The 17,195-nt window shown below is 72.3% G+C and carries 21 protein-coding genes; 12 read left to right on the top strand and 9 right to left on the bottom strand.

Translation table 11 applies throughout. The features are described 5' to 3' along the window. The first annotated feature begins 218 nt into the window (after positions 1 to 218). Positions 219 to 854: a hypothetical protein gene (locus ACH4E7_RS08475; RefSeq protein WP_396248224.1), complete on the top strand. Its 636-nt coding sequence runs from the start codon at positions 219 to 221 to the stop codon at positions 852 to 854. A 133-nt stretch (positions 855 to 987) separates the two neighbouring features. Here ACH4E7_RS08475 and ACH4E7_RS08470 read toward each other — a convergent pair whose 3' ends face one another. From ACH4E7_RS08470 to ACH4E7_RS08460, 3 genes are all read right to left on the bottom strand, one after another. After that, positions 988 to 1,599, bottom strand: coding sequence for a lytic polysaccharide monooxygenase auxiliary activity family 9 protein (locus ACH4E7_RS08470; protein ID WP_396248223.1), 612 nt, complete (start codon positions 1,597 to 1,599; stop codon positions 988 to 990). Between the two features lie 250 nt (positions 1,600 to 1,849). After that, on the bottom strand, positions 1,850 to 2,110 hold the full coding sequence (locus tag ACH4E7_RS08465; protein ID WP_396248222.1) for a VOC family protein: 261 nt from the start codon (positions 2,108 to 2,110) through the stop codon (positions 1,850 to 1,852). A 24-nt stretch (positions 2,111 to 2,134) separates the two neighbouring features. Continuing rightward, complete coding sequence (locus tag ACH4E7_RS08460) at positions 2,135 to 2,329, bottom strand: hypothetical protein (protein WP_396248221.1); 195 nt, start codon at positions 2,327 to 2,329, stop codon at positions 2,135 to 2,137. On the opposite strand from ACH4E7_RS08460, the gene ACH4E7_RS08455 reads away from it, so the two are divergent. Beyond that, positions 2,328 to 2,645, top strand: coding sequence for a DUF6191 domain-containing protein (locus tag ACH4E7_RS08455; RefSeq protein ID WP_396248220.1), 318 nt, complete (start codon positions 2,328 to 2,330; stop codon positions 2,643 to 2,645). The two genes, ACH4E7_RS08460 and ACH4E7_RS08455, sit on opposite strands and share 2 nt — an antisense overlap. An 8-nt stretch (positions 2,646 to 2,653) precedes the next feature. Here the strand turns inward: ACH4E7_RS08455 and ACH4E7_RS08450 are convergent, their stop codons facing one another. The 3 genes from ACH4E7_RS08450 to ACH4E7_RS08440 form a co-directional block, all read right to left on the bottom strand. Continuing rightward, positions 2,654 to 2,848, bottom strand: a complete 195-nt coding sequence (locus ACH4E7_RS08450; protein ID WP_396248219.1) for a hypothetical protein — start codon at positions 2,846 to 2,848, stop codon at positions 2,654 to 2,656. A gap of 421 nt (positions 2,849 to 3,269) precedes the next feature. Continuing rightward, on the bottom strand, positions 3,270 to 3,707 hold the full coding sequence (locus ACH4E7_RS08445; RefSeq protein WP_396248218.1) for a nucleoside deaminase: 438 nt from the start codon (positions 3,705 to 3,707) through the stop codon (positions 3,270 to 3,272). Then, positions 3,704 to 4,516 carry an LLM class flavin-dependent oxidoreductase gene (locus ACH4E7_RS08440; protein ID WP_396248217.1) on the bottom strand — a complete coding sequence of 271 codons (813 nt, stop codon included), beginning with the start codon at positions 4,514 to 4,516 and terminating at the stop codon, positions 3,704 to 3,706. The genes ACH4E7_RS08445 and ACH4E7_RS08440 overlap by 4 nt, the downstream gene beginning before the upstream one ends. A gap of 93 nt (positions 4,517 to 4,609) precedes the next feature. Here ACH4E7_RS08440 and ACH4E7_RS08435 point away from each other — a divergent pair, with 93 nt between their 5' ends. Next, complete coding sequence (locus ACH4E7_RS08435; protein ID WP_396248216.1) at positions 4,610 to 5,056, top strand: Lrp/AsnC family transcriptional regulator; 447 nt, start codon at positions 4,610 to 4,612, stop codon at positions 5,054 to 5,056. Between the two features lie 87 nt (positions 5,057 to 5,143). On the opposite strand, the gene ACH4E7_RS08430 is transcribed toward ACH4E7_RS08435, so the two are convergent. Both ACH4E7_RS08430 and ACH4E7_RS08425 read right to left on the bottom strand, forming a co-directional pair. Further along, a complete protein-coding gene (locus tag ACH4E7_RS08430) occupies positions 5,144 to 5,722 on the bottom strand; it encodes a dienelactone hydrolase family protein (RefSeq protein WP_396248215.1) in 579 nt (192 codons plus the stop codon). Between the two features lie 194 nt (positions 5,723 to 5,916). Further along, positions 5,917 to 6,294, bottom strand: a complete 378-nt coding sequence (locus tag ACH4E7_RS08425) for a helix-turn-helix domain-containing protein (RefSeq protein ID WP_355673141.1) — start codon at positions 6,292 to 6,294, stop codon at positions 5,917 to 5,919. Positions 6,295 to 6,416: 122 nt separating this feature from the next. Here ACH4E7_RS08425 and ACH4E7_RS08420 point away from each other — a divergent pair, with 122 nt between their 5' ends. After that, positions 6,417 to 7,697 carry an MFS transporter gene (locus tag ACH4E7_RS08420; RefSeq protein ID WP_396248214.1) on the top strand — a complete coding sequence of 427 codons (1,281 nt, stop codon included), beginning with the start codon at positions 6,417 to 6,419 and terminating at the stop codon, positions 7,695 to 7,697. A gap of 164 nt (positions 7,698 to 7,861) precedes the next feature. Here the strand turns inward: ACH4E7_RS08420 and ACH4E7_RS08415 are convergent, their stop codons facing one another. Further along, positions 7,862 to 8,509, bottom strand: a complete 648-nt coding sequence (locus tag ACH4E7_RS08415) for a ScbR family autoregulator-binding transcription factor (RefSeq protein WP_396248213.1) — start codon at positions 8,507 to 8,509, stop codon at positions 7,862 to 7,864. Between the two features lie 234 nt (positions 8,510 to 8,743). On the opposite strand from ACH4E7_RS08415, the gene ACH4E7_RS08410 reads away from it, so the two are divergent. The 8 genes from ACH4E7_RS08410 to ACH4E7_RS08375 all read left to right on the top strand — a co-directional run bounded on the left by ACH4E7_RS08410 (position 8,744) and on the right by ACH4E7_RS08375 (position 17,167). Further along, positions 8,744 to 9,703: a ScbA/BarX family gamma-butyrolactone biosynthesis protein gene (locus ACH4E7_RS08410; protein ID WP_396248212.1), complete on the top strand. Its 960-nt coding sequence runs from the start codon at positions 8,744 to 8,746 to the stop codon at positions 9,701 to 9,703. Next, positions 9,697 to 10,932: an acyl-CoA dehydrogenase family protein gene (locus tag ACH4E7_RS08405; RefSeq protein WP_396248211.1), complete on the top strand. Its 1,236-nt coding sequence runs from the start codon at positions 9,697 to 9,699 to the stop codon at positions 10,930 to 10,932. Before ACH4E7_RS08410 ends, ACH4E7_RS08405 begins: the two co-directional genes overlap by 7 nt. Next, complete coding sequence (locus ACH4E7_RS08400; RefSeq protein WP_396248210.1) at positions 10,929 to 11,627, top strand: HAD family hydrolase; 699 nt, start codon at positions 10,929 to 10,931, stop codon at positions 11,625 to 11,627. The genes ACH4E7_RS08405 and ACH4E7_RS08400 overlap by 4 nt, the downstream gene beginning before the upstream one ends. Positions 11,628 to 11,710: 83 nt before the next feature. Next, entirely contained in the window at positions 11,711 to 12,364 is a 654-nt protein-coding gene (locus ACH4E7_RS08395; RefSeq protein ID WP_396248209.1) for a TetR family transcriptional regulator, read from the top strand. 129 nt (positions 12,365 to 12,493) lie between these two features. Next, positions 12,494 to 13,534 (top strand): LysR family transcriptional regulator, encoded by a 1,041-nt coding sequence (locus tag ACH4E7_RS08390; RefSeq protein ID WP_396248208.1) that lies wholly within the window; start codon positions 12,494 to 12,496, stop codon positions 13,532 to 13,534. A 413-nt stretch (positions 13,535 to 13,947) separates the two neighbouring features. Continuing rightward, the gene (locus ACH4E7_RS08385) at positions 13,948 to 14,937 is read left to right on the top strand and encodes an NAD(P)H-dependent flavin oxidoreductase (protein WP_396248207.1); all 990 of its coding nucleotides are present in this window, start codon (positions 13,948 to 13,950) and stop codon (positions 14,935 to 14,937) included. Positions 14,938 to 15,055: 118 nt separating this feature from the next. Next, the gene (locus tag ACH4E7_RS08380) at positions 15,056 to 15,646 is read left to right on the top strand and encodes a YciI family protein (RefSeq protein ID WP_396248206.1); all 591 of its coding nucleotides are present in this window, start codon (positions 15,056 to 15,058) and stop codon (positions 15,644 to 15,646) included. A 90-nt stretch (positions 15,647 to 15,736) separates the two neighbouring features. Then, a complete protein-coding gene (locus ACH4E7_RS08375; RefSeq protein WP_396248205.1) occupies positions 15,737 to 17,167 on the top strand; it encodes an FAD-binding protein in 1,431 nt (476 codons plus the stop codon). Positions 17,168 to 17,195 lie beyond the last annotated feature (28 nt).

The following is a 17,195-nucleotide window of genomic DNA, read 5'->3' as shown; positions in this document are numbered from 1 at the left end:
AAGACCCGCACCCTCTACGACGAGGCCACCGCCTGGTCACACCACGCAACCCTCCCAGCCACAGCTTGACACCGCTACGGCATGGGATGTCTGACAAGCCCACCGCGCGTAGGAAGTCGACCTGGCCGACTTCCTACGCCAACCCCCTCGCCTCCGGCCCCTCGCGCTCACCCGCGCGAGGGGCCGCACTCACCGACCGTGCCGTCTACGCTCCAGCCGTGCAGAACCCACGGACCGCGCCAACCACCCTCCGCTCGTTGGCCGCAGCATTCCCCTCCCACCTCGCGGACGAGGTCCGCACCGTTGCCGCCGCAATTCCCGACGCCCGGTACCCGTCCGCGATGCCGTTCCCGGTCGATGTGTGCGGGGAGACCGTCGCCGTGCCCTACCGGATCCACCACCACGAGCCACCGCTCACCATCAACCAACACCTGAGCGAGACCCAGCGGGCAATCCTCCACTGCCTGTACTCCCGCCACGGTGACGGGCTGATCCGCCAGCGCCACCTGGAACAGGTCATCGGCTCCACCGAGCCCTGGGTCGCACCCTTCGTCGTGCAACTCGTGGGCGAATACGTCCTGGAGATCCTGGTCGCGATCCGCTCCGGACTCCCCGACCTGACCACCCCGGATTCCGCCCACCATCACCTCTACGGCGACTTCATCGCCCGCAATCCACGCTTCTTCGCGCGGACCGAGCGCCGGGTGGTGAGCTACTGGGCGTGCTACTACCGGTGGCGCTACCCGGACTTCGCGACCTACCCCGGCGGCCTCCTGCTGGAGTCCCTGCGCCTCGCCGCCACTCACTCCACCGGCACCCCCTGGGCACGCCAGACGCCGCCGCCCGACCGATGAACAGCCGCCCCCAGCTGTCCCAACCCAGCGCAGGAAGTCGACCCGCCCGGTTCCTGCGCAACCGATGTCCCCTACCGTCACCGCCCCTCGCGCTCGTTCGCGCGAGGGGCGACGACAACTGCTCGTCCGGGAGTTACCGGGTGAAGTTCACGTCGATCACCTGGTAGAAGGCGTGACCGGTGTCGGCCACCTCCCACACGCCGAGGATCACGTGATAGCCGGTACGCTGCGGCAGCTTGACCGAGTGCGGCTTGCTGAGGTGCGGGTCGTTGGAAGCGTCCGGCATGTCCTCGAACTTGATGTCGCCGTACGGCTTGTACGTCGCGAACGGCTCAGGCTCGAACTGGGCGCGGCTCAGCGGGACGCTCGGGTCCCACCCCTCCCGGGTCACGAAGTAGTTGTACCGACGCGTCCGGTGCTTCTGCGAGAAGTTCCACTGGAAGGGAACCTCCGTGCCCGAGGGCAGATCCACCTTCGGCCAGTCCCGCAGCTCATCGAGCACCGCAGCGGACGGCTCGCTTCCGCCGCTGGCGATCTTCCCGTCCGGCGGCACCGGCTTGGGTCCGCTCTTGATGTCCCCCGGTGCGTCCGGGTCCGGCAAGCCGACCTGGGTCGCCGGGAAGAACTTGCCCGCTTCCAGCCCGTTGGACGGCCAGCCGCCGTTGAAGTGGATGTCGGCGCGAGAGCGGGGATTCGTCATCCATCCGTGCCGGGGGGCCGCCTCGCCGTGATTCTTCGCAGCCATGTCCATCTCCTCTCCGAGTCGATGCGCAGGGCAAGTCACGGCTGCTCAGCGGGCCGAAGCAGGCCCGACACATGAGCAGCATCCACTTGCCCGGCTGAGATTGATGCTTCGCAGGCTACTCACCGTGCACGGTGAAATCGCGCACGTCACCCACACGAGGCCGTCGTGTTGTGACCACCATCCGGGAATCGGAGCCGCCATCGGCTGGGACGACTCCCCGCCGCCCAGGAACTCGGCCCATCCGACTACGTCAGCAGTCAGTCTCGTCCTGCGGGGCGAACACGCAGAACTCGTTCCCCTCGGGGTCCGCCAGCACATGCCACCGGATCTCGTCGTCGGGCGCCCGGAGCACCGTCGCCCCGAGGGCCGCCAGCCGGCCCGCATCGCCCCACACGTCGAGATGCATCCGGTTCTTGACCGTCTTCCGCTCCGACACCGGATTGATCCAGATCAACGGGCCGTTCCCGGCCGGATCGACGATCGGAACCCCCCACCCGTCCGGCAGCTCCACTCCATCGATCGACTGCCTGCGCACCTATCCGATCGCCGCACACCACCAGTCGGCCAACCCCTGGTGGTCGGTCGCATCCAGTGCCAGGTCCTTGAACCGCGCGGGCGCCGCGCTCTCATCGCTCATGCGTACCACCAAAGCATCGAGCACCCGTCCGCCACACCTGAATTGACGCTCGACCAGGAACGGGCCGGCCACCCGCGCACGTTGGGTCGGCATGGTGATGATGATAGGCCTGCTCTTCATGGCAGTGCTGGTGATCGTGCCCTTCACGCTGGCCTCGATCCGGCACGTCGTCGTGCGCTCCGGCCACCCCGGCCGGCTGTCCCGCCGGCTCGCCGCCCGCACCCGCCCCGGCGGCATGGGCCTCGGCGCCACCGCGCCCGAGGAGCTGCACGCCTTCTTCAACGCCAACAAGCGCGTCCAGATCGAGCAGCGCCAGGCCCAGCTCACCCTGCGCGACGACGAGCACGACGGCGCCCCGCCCCGCACGGGCATCGACCTCGACGGCGGCACCGCCGTCATCAAGCGTTGAGGGTCGCCTCAGACCTGCCACTCCTCGTCCGAGGGCCACTGTCGGACCCACTCCGCGAATCCCCAGGCCTCCGGCCCGGGCACCGGAAGCGCCCCGACGTCGGACACCATCCAGACCTCGCCCCGCCGGGGCCCCGTCGTCACCAGCAGCCAGAACGACTGCCCGTCGTCGGACCCGAGCACCACCGACCCGTGCAGGAACACCGCGTCGATGCGGGGGTCGTCCGGGTCGACGCTCTCGTCGTCCTCCCCGATCGCCCCCGCGAGGAGCCCGACGCACCCACCAACCCGTAGGACGCCGCCCCGCCGCGTGCCTACCCCTCCTCCAGGAGAGCGGCGAACCGCGCCAGCGGGTCCCCGGTGAACGGGCGCAGCGCCGGCGCGAGGAGGCGCGCGCCGCGGAAGCGCAGGCCGCCGAGGACTGCGGGCCTGAGCGGAACCGCCGCTGCGCGGGACGTCGGCCCGCCCGACTTCCCGCGCCGCTTCGTGATCAGCCACCCGTACGAGGGGCCGCCGTGTACCGCGATCCGCCGTTGCAGTCCTCGTCGTCTCGGGCGGGGGAGGCCATCGCGGCGGCCCGGGCTCGACCACGGGGCCGACCCCTACCCGCTCACCGCCAACACGCTCAACTTCGGCGGTAGTACGTGTCGATCGGCCCGCGCGCCGTCTCGAACAGCGCCGGACCGTCCTGCGGCACCACCGGCCACGCGCCCGACTCCGGGTTGAGCTCGACGAGTTGCTCGGTCGCCAGCGCGAACACCACCCGCCCGAGGCCGGAGCGGACGATCGCGCCCGCGCACATGCCGCAGGGCTGGCAGCTGGTGTACATGGTCGTGCGGGCGGCCACTTCCGGGTCCAGCTCCCGGGCGGCCCAGCGGGCGAGCTTCAGTTCGGGGTGCGCGGTGATGTCGTCGTCCCGCCGCACCGTGTTGTGGGCCTCGGCCAGGACCGTCCCGTCCGGTCCGGCCAGCAGCGAGCCGTAGGGCGCGTCGCCCAGCTCGACCGCCCGGGCCGCGATCCCGATCGCGCGCCGCAGCAGCGCCTCGTCGGCAGTCGTGATCACGCCGCCTTCCTCCATTCCTCAACCACCGCCCCGAGCGCCCGCCATGCGGCCTCGGGCCGGCGGGTCTCCTCCGGGTCCCCGTGGTAGGGATCCAACACCACCGCCTCCGCGCCGAGCTCGCGCAGCTCGCGCAGGTCCCCCACCACCTGCTCCAGGTCACCGACCCCGGCGGGCCGTTCCGGGTCGTCCACCGGGTGGTCCGTCAGCCGCAGCGCGGTCCGCGGCGCGAACCCCGGCAGCGTGTGGCTCGCGAGCACCGACCGCATCCGCTCCACGGGCAGCCGCAACGGGTGCCAGGCGTCACCGAACTCGACCGCCCGCCGGATCGCCGCATCGCTGTGCCCGCCGACCCAGACCGGAGCGGCGGCGCCGTCCCCCTGCTCCTGCCAGGCCTCCCGCACCGTGCCCAGGTACTCGTCCGTCAGCCGCCCCCGCGTCCCGAACGGCACCCCGAGCGCGTCGAACTCCTGCCGCGCCCAGCCGACCCCGACCCCCAGCACGAACCGCCCACCGCTGAGCCGGTGCAGGCTGCTCGCCATCCGGGCCACCAGCAGCGGGTTCCGGTACGGCAGCACCAGCACCGTCGTCCCCAGCCGCAGGCCGTCGGTGTGCCCCGCCAGCCACGAGAGCGTCGTGAACGGGTCGTAGAACGGCTCCGGGTAGCGCTGGGCCACATCCGCGGTCACGGCCACGTGGTCCGACACCATCAGCAGGTCGAACCCGAGGCCCTCCACCACCATCGCCCATGCGCGCAGCACGCCGGGGTCGGTGCCCGGTCCGAAGTTCGGTACGTTGACGCCAAGTTGCATGCCCCGAGGCTATTCCCGGGCGCATCCCGTCCGGAACCGGATCCTCCCGGTGATCACTCCTGTCCGCCGCGAATCTCCCGGTAATATCGCCCGATGACCGCGAACCTCGACGACACCGACTGGGCGATCATCGACCAGCTCCAGCAGGAGGCCCGGATCTCCCTCAGCGAGCTGGGCCGCCGGGTCAACCTGAGCCCCTCCGCCACCACCGAACGGGTGCGGAACCTGGAGTCGCTGGGCGTCATCTCCGGCTACCACGCCACCGTCGACCTGGCCAAGGTCGGTTACCCGGTACTCGCCGTGGTCCGCCTGAAGTACCCGGGTAACCGTCACCAGCCCCTGCACCGCGTCCTCGCCGACCGCCGCGAGATACTGGAGTGCCTGCGCACCACCGGCGACGACTGTTACACCCTCAAGGTGGCCGCGACGTCCATGGAGCACCTGGAGACCCTCGTCGACGAACTCGCCGGCTTCGGCAGCACCACCACCAGCGTCGTCTACAGCCAGACCCTCCCGCGCCGAGGTCCGGCGCGGCCCTGAGGCCCGTACGGCCGCGACGGCGAACCGCTCCCGCAACGCGGGAAGTCGGCCGGTCCGACTTCCCGCGCCAGCCGTCACGACGGCGGGTCAGTCCTCCAGGTCGGCGAGGAAGTCCAGCGCCGCCGCCCAGGCGCGCTCCGCGGCCTCCTCGTCGTAGTCGGGCAGGTCCGCGTCGGTGAACAGGTGCCCGGCGCCCTGGTAGCGGTGCACCTCGACCTCGGCGCCGGCCCGCCGCATCCGCAGGTACCAGGCGTTCAGCCAGTCCTCCGGCTCGTACGGGTCCGGGTCGGCCATGTGCAGCTGGACCGGGATCGAGGTCGCCGCGTCCTCCCGCAGGTCCGAGGTGCCGTGCAGGAGCAGCAGTCCGCGCGCCTTCTCGTCCGCGAGCGCCAGGTTCTGCGCGACCGCGCCGCCGAGCGAGAAGCCGGCGTACACCAGCCCGCCCTCGGAGAACGGGGCGACCGCGCCCACCGCCCGCTTCAGCAGTTCGTCGCTGCCGCCGATCTCCTCCTGGTAGGCCTGCGCGGCCTCGGAGTCGTCGAAGGTCCGCCCCTCGAACAGGTCCGGGGTGTGCACGGTGTGCCCGGCGGCGCGCAGCCGGTCCGCGGCGGCGCGCACGGCCGGGCGCAGCCCGTGGGCGGAGTGGAAGAGGACGATCTGGGCCACGGTTCGGGGTCCTTCGGCGAATGAGATCAGGGGTACCCACCCATGATCCCGCATCCCCGCCCGACCGCCCGACCGCCCGACCGCCCGGCCGCCCGGCCGCCTGGCCGCCTGGCCGCCTGGCCGCCTGGCCGCCACAAGGCGACCACCGCGGGGAGGCCCCCGGCGGTTCTACCCGCCGGGGGCCGAGGCCCTGGTCAGGCCTGCGGGGTCCAGGCCGCGACCAGGTCGAGCAGCCCGGGGAAGCGGGCGTTGAGGTCGTCCACCCGGACGTGGCTGCGGCGCTCCAGCCCGTACTGGCGCTGGCGCGTCACCCCCGCCTCGCGCAGCGCCTTGAAGTGGTGCGTGAGCGAGGACTTGGGCCGGTCGAGACCGAACCAGCCGCAGGAGTGGTCGAAGTCCTCGGACTCCAGCAGGAGTTTGCGGACGATGGTCAGCCGCAGCGGGTCGCTGAGCGCGCCCATGACGTGCTCCAGGCGCAGCTCCTCCACGGCCGGCTCGGCCAGCGGTTCGGGCAGGTCGGACGGCTCCGGGAGCACTTTGAACGCGGGTGCGTGGGCCGTGGTCGTAGGCATAGGCAACTCCTCGACTCCTCATAACTCGGTTCCTATGTAGTACGACTCGAATCGTACTGCATGCTAAGTTCGACTCGACTCGTACTGCTGGAGAGCCAACAGTCAGATCGGGAGGAACCGTCATGTCCGAGACCAGGACCGCACCCGTCCAGGCCGTCGAGGAGGTGCAGCGCACCGCGACCGCCAAGGCCACCACCACCGCCCCCGCCGCCGCCAAGCCCGCCGCCCCGCTGTGGTGGGTGTGGCTGGCCGCCTGGCCGGTCACCGCCGTCTTCGTGCTGTCGAACGCGGCCACGCCGCTGTACGTGCTGTGGCAGCACGACATCGGTTTCTCCAAGGGCACCCTGACCGTGGTGTTCGCGTTCTACATCGTCGGCCTGATCGGCTCGCTGCTGGTCTCCGGCGTGGTCTCCGACCGGGTCGGCCGCAAGCCCGTCCTGCTCCCGGCACTGGCACTCGGCCTCGCCGCCTGCCTGATCTTCGGAACGGCCACCAGCGTGGCCGCGCTGATCGTGGCGCGGCTGTTCACCGGCATCGCGGTCGGCGCGGTCGTCTCGGCCGGCATGGCCGCGGTCACCGACGTGGCCGGCCCCGAGCGCAAGCGGATCGCCGCCCTGCTCGCCTCCTGCGCGATGGTCTTCGGCGCCGGCCTCGGCCCGCTGCTCGCCGGTGTGCTCTCCGAGCTGGCCCCCGGGCCGACGGTCACCGTGTTCATCGTCGAGGCCGTGGTCCTGGCCAGCGCCGTGCTGGTCGTGCTGCGGATGCCGGTGCGCCGCCCCGAGAACCGCGGCAAGGGCGCCTGGATCCGGGTGCCCGGCGTCCCGAGCGGCAACGGCCGCCAGCTCGCCCTCGGCATCGCGGTCTTCGCCCCCGGCATCACCGCCACCTCGTTCGTGCTCTCGCTCGGCCCCTCGCTGCTGTCCGGTCTGCTCGGCACCACCAACCGGATCGTCGCCGGCGCCATGGCCTTCGTGATGTTCCTGGCCGCCACCGGCGTGCAGTTCGCCGTCCAGAAGCTGCGCCGCCGCACCATCCTGACGGCCGGCGCGGTGAGCACCATGCTGAGCATGGTCGCGCTGATCATCGCGGTGCACTCCGAGGCGGTCGCGGTCCTGATCATCGCCGCGCTGCTGGCCGGCGCCGGCCAGGGCATGGGCCAGCTCGGCGGCCTGTCGCTGCTCAACTCCACCATCGCGCCGCAGCGGCTCGCCGAGGCCAACGCCGCCCTCAACGTGGGCGGTTACATCCCGGCCGGCATCCTGCCGGTCTCGGCCGGCTACCTCAGCGACGCGGTGGGCCTGACCAACGGCGCCACGATCTTCGGCGCCGTCCTGACCGCCCTCGCGGTGATCGGCGGCCTGGTGGTCCTGTCCACCAAGCGCCAGGTGACGGACCCGGCCTGACCGGCCGTACGAGACAGCACGCCCTCCCGGAGGACGGTGCACCGGCTGCCCAGCGGTGCTCCGTCCCCCGGGCGTCTGCCGTTCACGGCCGGTGAACGTCCCCCGTTCACCGGCCTACGAACGGCCGCCGCTCACGACGGCGGGCGCGATGCGGACGGAGCGGCTCACTCCGTCCGCATCGCCCGGAACAGCAGATCGCTCAGATCCCGCCAACGGGCCACCACGTCGGCCCGCCCACCGAGAACGTCGGAGACATGCTGCGAACCGAAGAACGCCGACACCAGGGAGCGCGCCGCGCGCCCCGGCACCACGTCGGCGCGCACTTCGCCCGCCTCCTGCGCGGAGGTCAGCAGGGACTCCAGCAGGGAGACCCAGTCGACGTACGGGGTGGGCAACTCGACGTCGATCTGCGGCCGTTCGATCTGCAGCCGGGCGCCGGCCTGCACGATCACGTCGTCCTGGAACGCGACGGCCGCCCGGTCCAGCATCCGGGCGGCGGTCTCCAGGGGGCCGAGTTCCTCCCGGGCGACCTCATCGAGCAGTTTCGGCCAACGTGCGTAGTGCTCCTCCACGATCGCCACGGCCAGTGCTTCCTTGGTCGGGTAGTGGAAGTACACGGCGCCCTTGGTCATCTCGACCCGGTCGGCGACGTCCTTGACCGACGTCTGGCGGAAACCCCGCTCGGTGAAGAGCTCGGCGGCCCCGATCAGGACCCGCTGCCGGGTCCTGGCGGAGCGCTCCTGCTTGGGGTCGGAACCCCGCCGAACTGGGGTTTTGGGTGGGGCGAAGACAATGGCTTGCGGCTCCGGCATGCGGGGAACTCTCCGTCGTCGGTCGGCATGGCGCCGTGGTGGGTGGGCAGGGTGTCGCGGGTGGATCGTGTTCGGTCGTGTTCGATGACAAAAAACTTACCCCTCAAGATTCCTTCCTGAAGGTATATTTCTCGGCGTCGCCACGTGCCGCGTCGGGACGATACCGGCGCATGGGCTGGCACGGCGAGCCAGGAGGGGGTCCTGCTCATGCATGTCGTACCTGGACTTGAACTGATGACCGGCCGTCCGGGGCCGGAGCACCACTGGAAGACCATGGAGTTCGAGCGCCGCGTCCCGCGGGCGTCCGTCCACAAGGCGGCCGACGCGGAGGTCCTGCTCACGGACGCGCAGCGGCTCGGCACCGGCCGGTTCGCGGTCGCGGCCCGCTGGGACCGGGACCACTACCTGGCCCACCACGGCGGCCCCGCAGCCGACCCCGTGATGCTGGTGGAGACCACCCGCCAGACCGCCATCCACCTGTCCCACCGCTTCCTCGACATCCCGTACGGCATGCCGTTCGTGCTGAGCGAGGCCTCCGTCGACCTCACCGAGGCGCTCCCCCCGGTGGGCCCGGAGCACCTCACCGTCGGGCTCGACGTCGTCTGCCACCCCCCCGCCGAGGGCGCCCGGCGCCTGCGCCTGGAGCTGGAGGCCGACGTCCTGCTCCGGCACCGGGTGATCGGTAGAACCCGGCTGCGCTGGCAGCCGATGGAACCCAGCCGCTACACCATGCTGCGCCACCGCGGCCGCGAGCCCCGGACCTCGCCGCTGCCCGAGCCGCCCCGGATCCCGCTGTCGCCGGCCACCGTCGGCCAGCGCACCGAGCGGGACGTCCTGATCGCCGCCGACCCGATGCGGGCGAACGCCTGGTGGCTGCGGCTCGACCTGGACCACCCGGTGCTGTTCGACCACGAGTCCGACCACGTGCCGGGCATGGCGCTGGTCGAGGCGTTCCGACAGGCCGGCCGGGTCGCCGCCGCGGACCACCGGCCGGGCGCCGGCGGCGTCACGCTGCTCACGGTGGAGTTCACCGCCTTCGGCGAACTGGACGCGCCGGTGGCGATCACCGCCGAGCCCGCCGGCCTCGGCGTCTTCACCCTGCGCGCCCACCAGGGCGAGCGGGAACTCGCCCACGCCACGGTCCGCTGCGGCGCGGCCGAGCCGGTCCGGACCCTGCTGGGGGCGGCGTGCTGAACGCCCCCGAGGCCCCCCACCGGGCCACCGCCCGCACCACCGCCGGGACCACCGACCCGACCACCCCGCTGACCACCGACCCGCTGACCACCGACCCGACGGCCGCCGACCGGCCGCAGGATGGCCGGAACACAGCCGGTCCCCAGGAGGCGTTGAACCTGCTCGCCAAGCTCGCACGTCATGACGCCCACACCGCCGAGGAGCAGCGCAGGCTCACCCCGCAGGTCGCCGACGCCCTGGTCGACGCGGGCTTCCCGCGCCACTTCGTCCCGGCCCGGTGGGGCGGTGCGGCCGGGAGCTTCGCCGGCCTGCTCGCCGACGCCTCGGCCGCCGCCGAGGCCTGCGCCGCCACCGGCTGGTGCGCCGCCCTGTTCGCGGCGCACGGCCGACTGGCCGCCTACCTGCCCGAACAGGGGCAGCGGGACCTCTGGGCGGACGGCCCGGACGTCCGGATCGCCGCATCGATCATCCCGCCGCAGGGCCGCGCCACCGAGGTGGCCGACGGCTGGCGGCTGGACGGCGAGTGGCGCACCGCCAGCGGGGTCGACCACGCCGAGTGGGTGCTGCTGGCCTCCTGGACCCTGGGGCCGGACGGCATCCGGGAGCACCGGATCTTCGCCGTGCCGCGCACCGAGCTGACCGTCCGGGACACCTGGGACCCGGTCGGTCTGCGGGGCACCGGCAGCAACAGCGTGGTCGGCGACGGGGTGGTCGTCCCGGCGCGCCGCTCGTTCACGCTGAGCGCGTTACTGAGCCCGCTGCCCGACGCGGCCCGCTGCCACCGCGTCCCGTACCCGATGGTCGCCGGCCTGATCTTCGCGGCGCCGGTGCTGGGTGCGGCCAGGGCGGCGCTGCAGGCCTGGACGGACGAGTGCGGGCCGACCGCGCCGGGCAAGCCCGGCCGGAGCCTGCTGCTCGCCCGCACCTCCGCGCGGATCCACGCGGCGGGCCTGCTGCTGGAGCACGCCGCCGACCGCGCGGACCGGGGCACGGTCACGCCGCTCTCGGTGGCCGAGAACCGCCGGGACGCGGCCACCGCGGCCGCCATGTGCCGGGAGGCGGTGGACGAGCTCTTCCACGCCTCCGGCATGCGCGGCCAGTCCTCGGACAGCCGGGTGCAGCGCGCCTGGCGGGACGTCACGACCGCCGCCGGGCACGGCGCCCTGGACCTCGAAACGGCGGCCGGGGCGTACGCGGACGCGGCCCCGGCGAACCGGGGTGCCCGATGACCGGAGCGGCCCTTCGGGTGCGCCCGGCCCTCGCCTTCTTCGACGTCGACGAGACCGTGATCGCCGAGAAGAGCCCGGTCGCGTTCTGGCGGTACTGGCAGGACCGGCACCCCGGCCGGGTCGCCGCCGACCTCCCGGACCTGTCGTCCGAGGCCGCGGCGACCCCCGACCGCGAGGCGCTGAACCGCCGCTACTACCGGCGCTACGCCGGCGTGCCGCTGGCCGAGCTGGAGGCGGCCGGCCGGCGCTGGTACGGGGAGTACCGCCGCGGCGGTACGGCCTTCGTGCTGCCGATGCTCGCCGCCGTCGCCGAACACCGGGCGGCGGGCCGCCGGGTCGTGCTGGTCTCGGGCTCGATGCGCCCACTCCTGGCCGCGCTGGCCGAGGAGTTGGGCGCGGCCCTGGTCTGCACCGAGCTGCTGGTGGACGTCGACGGGGTGTTGACCGGCGAGGTGCGGCGTCCGATGATCGGGCAGGCCAAGGCCGAGGCCGCGGACCGGCTGATGCGCGAACACGGCGCGGACCCGGCCGACTGCTTCGCGTACGGGGACCACGAGAGCGACCTCGCCCTGCTGCGCGCGGTGGGGCGGCCGGTGGTGGTGGGGGACTCCCCACTGCTGAACGAAGAGGCGGGACGCTTCGGCTGGCCGGTGACCCCGGCCCGCCGGGGGCCGTTGGAGGCGGGACACGCATGATCAGCTCGGCGGACCGGAAGACTGCAGCAACATTCCGTCCCGATGGTATGTATGTGCTCTCGCTAACTATGGAGGGCACACACATGGCCAAACAGGAACGGGCACGACGCACACGGGAGAAGGTCCTGACGGCCGCGGCGGAGGTGTTCGCCTCGCAGGGCTACAGCAGCACCACGCTCAACGCGGTGGCCGAGCGCATCGGCATGACCAAGGGCGCGCTGTACGGGCACTTCCCCTCGAAGAGGTCGTTGGCCGGGGCTCTGATCAACGAGTCCCGGCACACCTGGACGAGCCTGCGGGCCGAGTACGACGCCCCGGGCGCCGACCCGGGGGGCGTCCTCGAACGCGTCGTGGTGGGTTTCGCCGGCCGGCTGCAGTCGGACGTGCGGCTGCGGGCCGCGCTCCGGCTCGCAGCCGACTGCCCGACCCTGGCGCAATCGCTCTCCGGCGTGCTCGTCGAGATGCACCACGCCCTGACCGAACTGGTCCGCCGGGCCCAGCGAGGCAGCGGCTTCCCCGGATACTCGCCGCAGCTGGTCGCCGCCTTGCTGATGATCATGATGTACGGACTACTGAACGCTCCCGCCGGGTGCGCCGAGATCGTGGGCGCACCCGGCGGGGAGCCGTTGTGGCGGCTGTTGTTCACGGCACTGACGGGGAACGGGGGGCCGGACTCCGCACGCCCGGAGGGCGGTTCCGCCGCGGGCCCCGCCTCGGGCCCCGTTTCAGGCCCGTAAAAAATACCTTCTGGAACGAATTCTTATGTCATGCTGCACCAGGGGCCCCGACGCGGAGGGCCCGCTGGGCGCACAACCCCTGTGCGGGGCAGGGTCGATAGCGCTTGGGACGACGCTTTGGAGGAGCGGATGAGTGTGCTGGACGAGTGGACGGGCCAACGCACCTCGACACGCGCGGACCTCGACGCACCCGGACCGGATCCGGCCGATGACGTCCTGCTCCGCGCGATGACCGACGCAAGGGAAGTCGACGATTTCGACATGCGACACCTCCGGTATTTCCTGACCGTGGTCCGTGCCGGAACCGTCTCGGCCGCCGCCCAGGAACTCCGGATTTCCCAGCCGAGCCTCAGCCAGCAAATTCGACGGCTGGAACAGAGAATCGGCGCCGCACTGTTCATCCGGAGTTCCCGCGGCGTTGAACTGACGGTCGGCGGCCGGGCATTCCTCCGGGAAATCCAGGGAATTCCCGGCCAGCTCCGCTCGGCCATCGCCGCGGTCGCCCCCGCGCCACAGGTATGGCCCGTCGGGGTGTGCGGCGGGGTGCCGGCCGAGGTCCTGATCGAGGTGCAGAACGGCCTGTCCGGACGCCGCACCCACAACGGCCAGCAGGCCGCCCACCAGCCCGGCGCGAAGCTGCGGATGCGCTCGGTGGACGCGGCCGACCAGGGCGAGCTGCTGCGGCACGGCGAGATCGCCTTCGGCATCGTGCGGCTGCCGATCCCGGTGCCGCACGTGGTCTGCGCCGTGATCCGGGACGAGCCGCTCGGCGTCGTGATGGCGCGCGAGCACCCGCTCGCCGCCCGGCCCGAACTGACCCTGCGGGACCTCAACCGGCAGCGCCTGCTCTGGTACGAGGAGGGCTGCGCGCCCGGGTTCGCCGAGTCCGTACCCGCGCACCTGGCCCGACTCGGCTGGAACACCGTGCTGCACCCGGCCGACCAGGACCAGCCGGCCCTGTTCCTGCACGCGCTGCGGACCACCCCGGACCTGGTGGCCCTGCGCCCGCGGCGCGCCGTGGAGCGGGAGCCGCACCTGGTGTGGCGGCCACTACCGACCCCCAGACCGCCGCGCGAGCGCCTCGCCGTCACCGCGGTACGCAACAGCCACACCGCCCGCGTCCTGCAGGAGGTGGCCGCCGAGCGCGGCTGGCTGTTCCTCGCCGAGTAATCACCCCCCCGCAGGTTCGGACGCGCACACCGTGTTCGAACCCGCCCCTGGCCGGCGTGTGATCCGGGTCTCCCCCGCCCGGATCACACGCCTTTTCGCGTTTCCCGAGCCCCCGCTATCCAGCCGGTATAGCACCGGCTTATGGCGGTCACACGGTTTGCGTCTTGGACGCCGTTCGAATCCCACGGCTAATGTCTTCACCAGAGCGCAGCACCGGGCAGCACGGCTCGACCAGCCCAGCTCGGCACAAATCAGCTCAGCACAACGCGGGCCCCCTTCCGAAACGGTTCTGATCCGTGGAATACCCCGCCCCCACCGCGCGGAATTCAACGTCGAATTCGCCGCGCCATCCGTCCTCCTCGGCCCGCCGGGCCGTGCCATGCCATGCCATCGAACCGGACCAAGGGAGCATCGTGATCTCGACCAAGCTGACGGAACTGCTCGGCATCGACCACCCGGTCGTCTGCGCCCCGATGGGCGGCGTGACCGGCGGACGACTCGCCGGCGCCGTGACGGCGGCGGGCGGTCTCGGCCTCGTCGGCGTCAGCTACGGCGACGCGGCGTTCATCGACGAACACCTGCCGCAGGCCGCCGAGACCGGCGGCGTCTGGGGCGTCGGGTGCGTCATGTTCACCTTCGACGAGCGGCCCGGTCTGTGGGAGAAGGTGCTCGGCTACGCCCCGCCGGTCGTGGGGCTCTCCTTCGGCAGCGCCACCCAGGTGCAGAAGTACGTGGCCTCCGCGACCGAGGCCGGCTCCAAGGTCGTCGTCCAGGTGCACGACCCCGCCCAGGCCGCCATCGCCCTGCGGGCCGGCGCCCACGTGATCGTCGCCCAGGGCGCCGAGGCCGGCGGCCACCACGCCTCCCGCGCCACCCTGCCCCTGATCCCGGCCGTCCTGGACGTCACCCAGGGTCTGGTGCCGGTGGTCGCGGCCGGCGGCTTCGCGGACGGCCGCGGCCTCGCGGCGGCCCTCGCGCTCGGCGCCGACGGCGTGATGATGGGCACCCGCTTCGCCGCGACCGAGGAGTCGATGGCCTCCCCCGGTTTCAGGTCCCACCTGGTCTCCGCCGGCACCGCCGACACCGTCAACACCCGTTCCTTCGACGTCGTGCGCGGCATCCCGTGGGACCAGGTCTACACCGCCCGCGCCGTCGTCAACGACTTCACCCGCACCTGGACCGACCGGGACGCCGAACTGGCCGCCCGCCGGGGCGAGATCGAGCCCGCGTGGAACGCCGCCGTCGCCCGCGACGACACCACCCAGCGCGCCATGCTCGTCGGCGAGAACCTCGACCAGATCCAGGACATCCGGCCCGCCGCCCAGGTCGTCCACAACGTCGTGGCCGACGCGGAGCGGATCCTCTCCGGGCTCTCCCGGCACCTCGGCGTCCCCACCGCCTGAGCCTTCCGCCCGCTCCCCCCTCCCCCTCCCCCCGTACCCCGCCGGGCCCGCACCCGGCACCTCCCCACACCCCCACACGCCCGACCACCTGATCCATCCACACGACCCGGAGGACCCGTTGATCCACGTACTGACCCTCACGTACCTGACCCCGCGTGAGACCGTCCTCGCCCACATGGCCGAGCACAAGGCCTGGCTGCGCGAGCACGGCGACCAGGGCCGCATCCTGCTCAGCGGTCCCCGGCCGGACGGCGGCGCGGTCATCATCACCGCCGACCTCGACGACATCCAGGTGCGCGAGCTCATCGAGAGCGACCCCTGGCACAAGCTGGGCATCGCCTCCTACGCCCAGCTCTCCTTCGAGGGCCGCAACGCGAGCCCCGGCGTGATCACCTCCCCGGTCCAGGACGACGGCGTCCTGCTGATCAACGTGGCCACCACCGACGACGCGGCCGCCAGCGTGGACGCGCTCGCCCTGGCCGTCGACCACGTCGCCGCCACCGCCGACGGCTTCCGCGGCTCCCGCCTGCTGACCAGCGTCGACGGCGACGCCATGGTCAACTTCGCGGCCTGGTCGAGCCAGGCGGAGTTCGACGCGATCTTCCAGGACCCGGAGTTCATGCGCCACTACCAGGCCTTCGCCGAGACCACCACCGGCGCCAAGTTCCGGCTCTACCGCACCAGCCGGGTCATCACGCCCAACCGCTGAGCCCCGCACCGCCCCGCGAGCACCTCGCGAGACCCCGTGAGCACCCCTCAGGAAACCCCGAACCTTCCACCCCACTCGGAGGAGAAGCACATGTCCGACGCGAACACCCAGACCCAGTACGACCTCATCGTCATCGGCTTCGGCGCCGCCGGCCTGTCCGCCGCGCTGTCCTACGCCGAGGCCACCGAGGGCCGTGAGACCCCGGCGAAGATCGCGATCCTGGAGCGCTCCAGCGAGGAGGAGCGCGGCGGCGCCACCCGCTGGACCGGCGCGTTCCTGCGGATCAACGAGGACAAGCAGCTGGACACCGACTGGGCCGAGCACGTCAGCCGGGTCTCCGGCGGCCTCGCCGACATCGAGTACTGCCGCACCGTCGAGCGCGAGACCAAGCAGACCCTGGAGTTCGTCGAGAAGCACGGCGTCGAGATCGCCTTCGAGCACTTCCCGCTGCCGCACACCTTCGCCGCCGGCCGGCCGTCCATGGCCAAGCCGGCCAGCCCCCGCGGCGGCGGCGCCTCGATCGTCGAACACCTGGGCGCCGCCCTGGAGAACGACCCGCGCGTCGACATCCGCTACCGGACCGAGGCGCTGCGCCTGACCACCACCGAGGACGGCACCGTCGACGGCGTCCTGGTCCGCGGCGCCGACGGCCGCACCCAGCGGCTCACCGGCCGTGCCGTCGTGCTGGCCTGCGGCGGCTTCCAGGGCAACCCGGAGATGCTCACCCGCTACGTCGGCGAGAAGGCCTGCGACCTCCCGCTGATCGCCCCCGGCATCACCAACAACCGCGGCGACGCGCTGCGGATGGCCCTGGAGCTGGGCGCCGACACCGCCGGCCAGTTCGACGGCATCCACGCCGAGCCCGTCGACACCCGCACCGACAAGGCCGACTCGGTCCTGTACGGCTTCGCCACCGGCATCTTCGTCAACCGCAGGATGGAGCGCTTCTTCGACGAGGGCCGCGACACCTGGGACAACACCTTCGAGCACGTCGGCTACGAGATCTGGAAGAACCAGGACCAGGAGGCGTACTGGATCGCCGACGCCAAGACGCTGGCCATCCCCGGCATCATGACCTCGCTGCTCAGCGACGTGCCGCCGGAGCAGGCCGACAGCCTGGAGGAGCTGGCCGGCAAGCTCGGCATCGACGCCGAGGCGCTGGAGAAGACCGTCGCCGAGTTCAACGCGGCCGTCGGCCCCGGCGAGTTCGACCCGACCCGGCTGGACGGCAAGGCCACCGTCGGCATCGAGCCGAAGAAGTCCAACTGGGCCACCCCGCTGGACACCGCGCCGTTCATCGGCGTCCCGGTGACCTCCGCGATCTGCTTCACCTACGGCGGCGTCCGCACCGACCTCGACGGCCGGGTCGTCACCCCCTCCGGCACCGCCATCCCCGGCCTGTACGCGGCGGGCGAGGCCACCGGCCTCTTCTACCACGCCTACCCGCCGGCGACCTCGGTCCTGCGCTCGCTGATCTTCGGCCGGCTCGCCGCGCACCACGCCGCCGCCCAGCAGGCCTGATCCACCCCCAATCCACTGCACCTGGAGG

This window comes from Kitasatospora sp. NPDC018058 (assembly GCF_044327205.1).
Classification (GTDB): Bacteria; Actinomycetota; Actinomycetes; order Streptomycetales; family Streptomycetaceae; genus Kitasatospora.
This window is presented reverse-complemented; position numbering and strand designations above follow the sequence as displayed.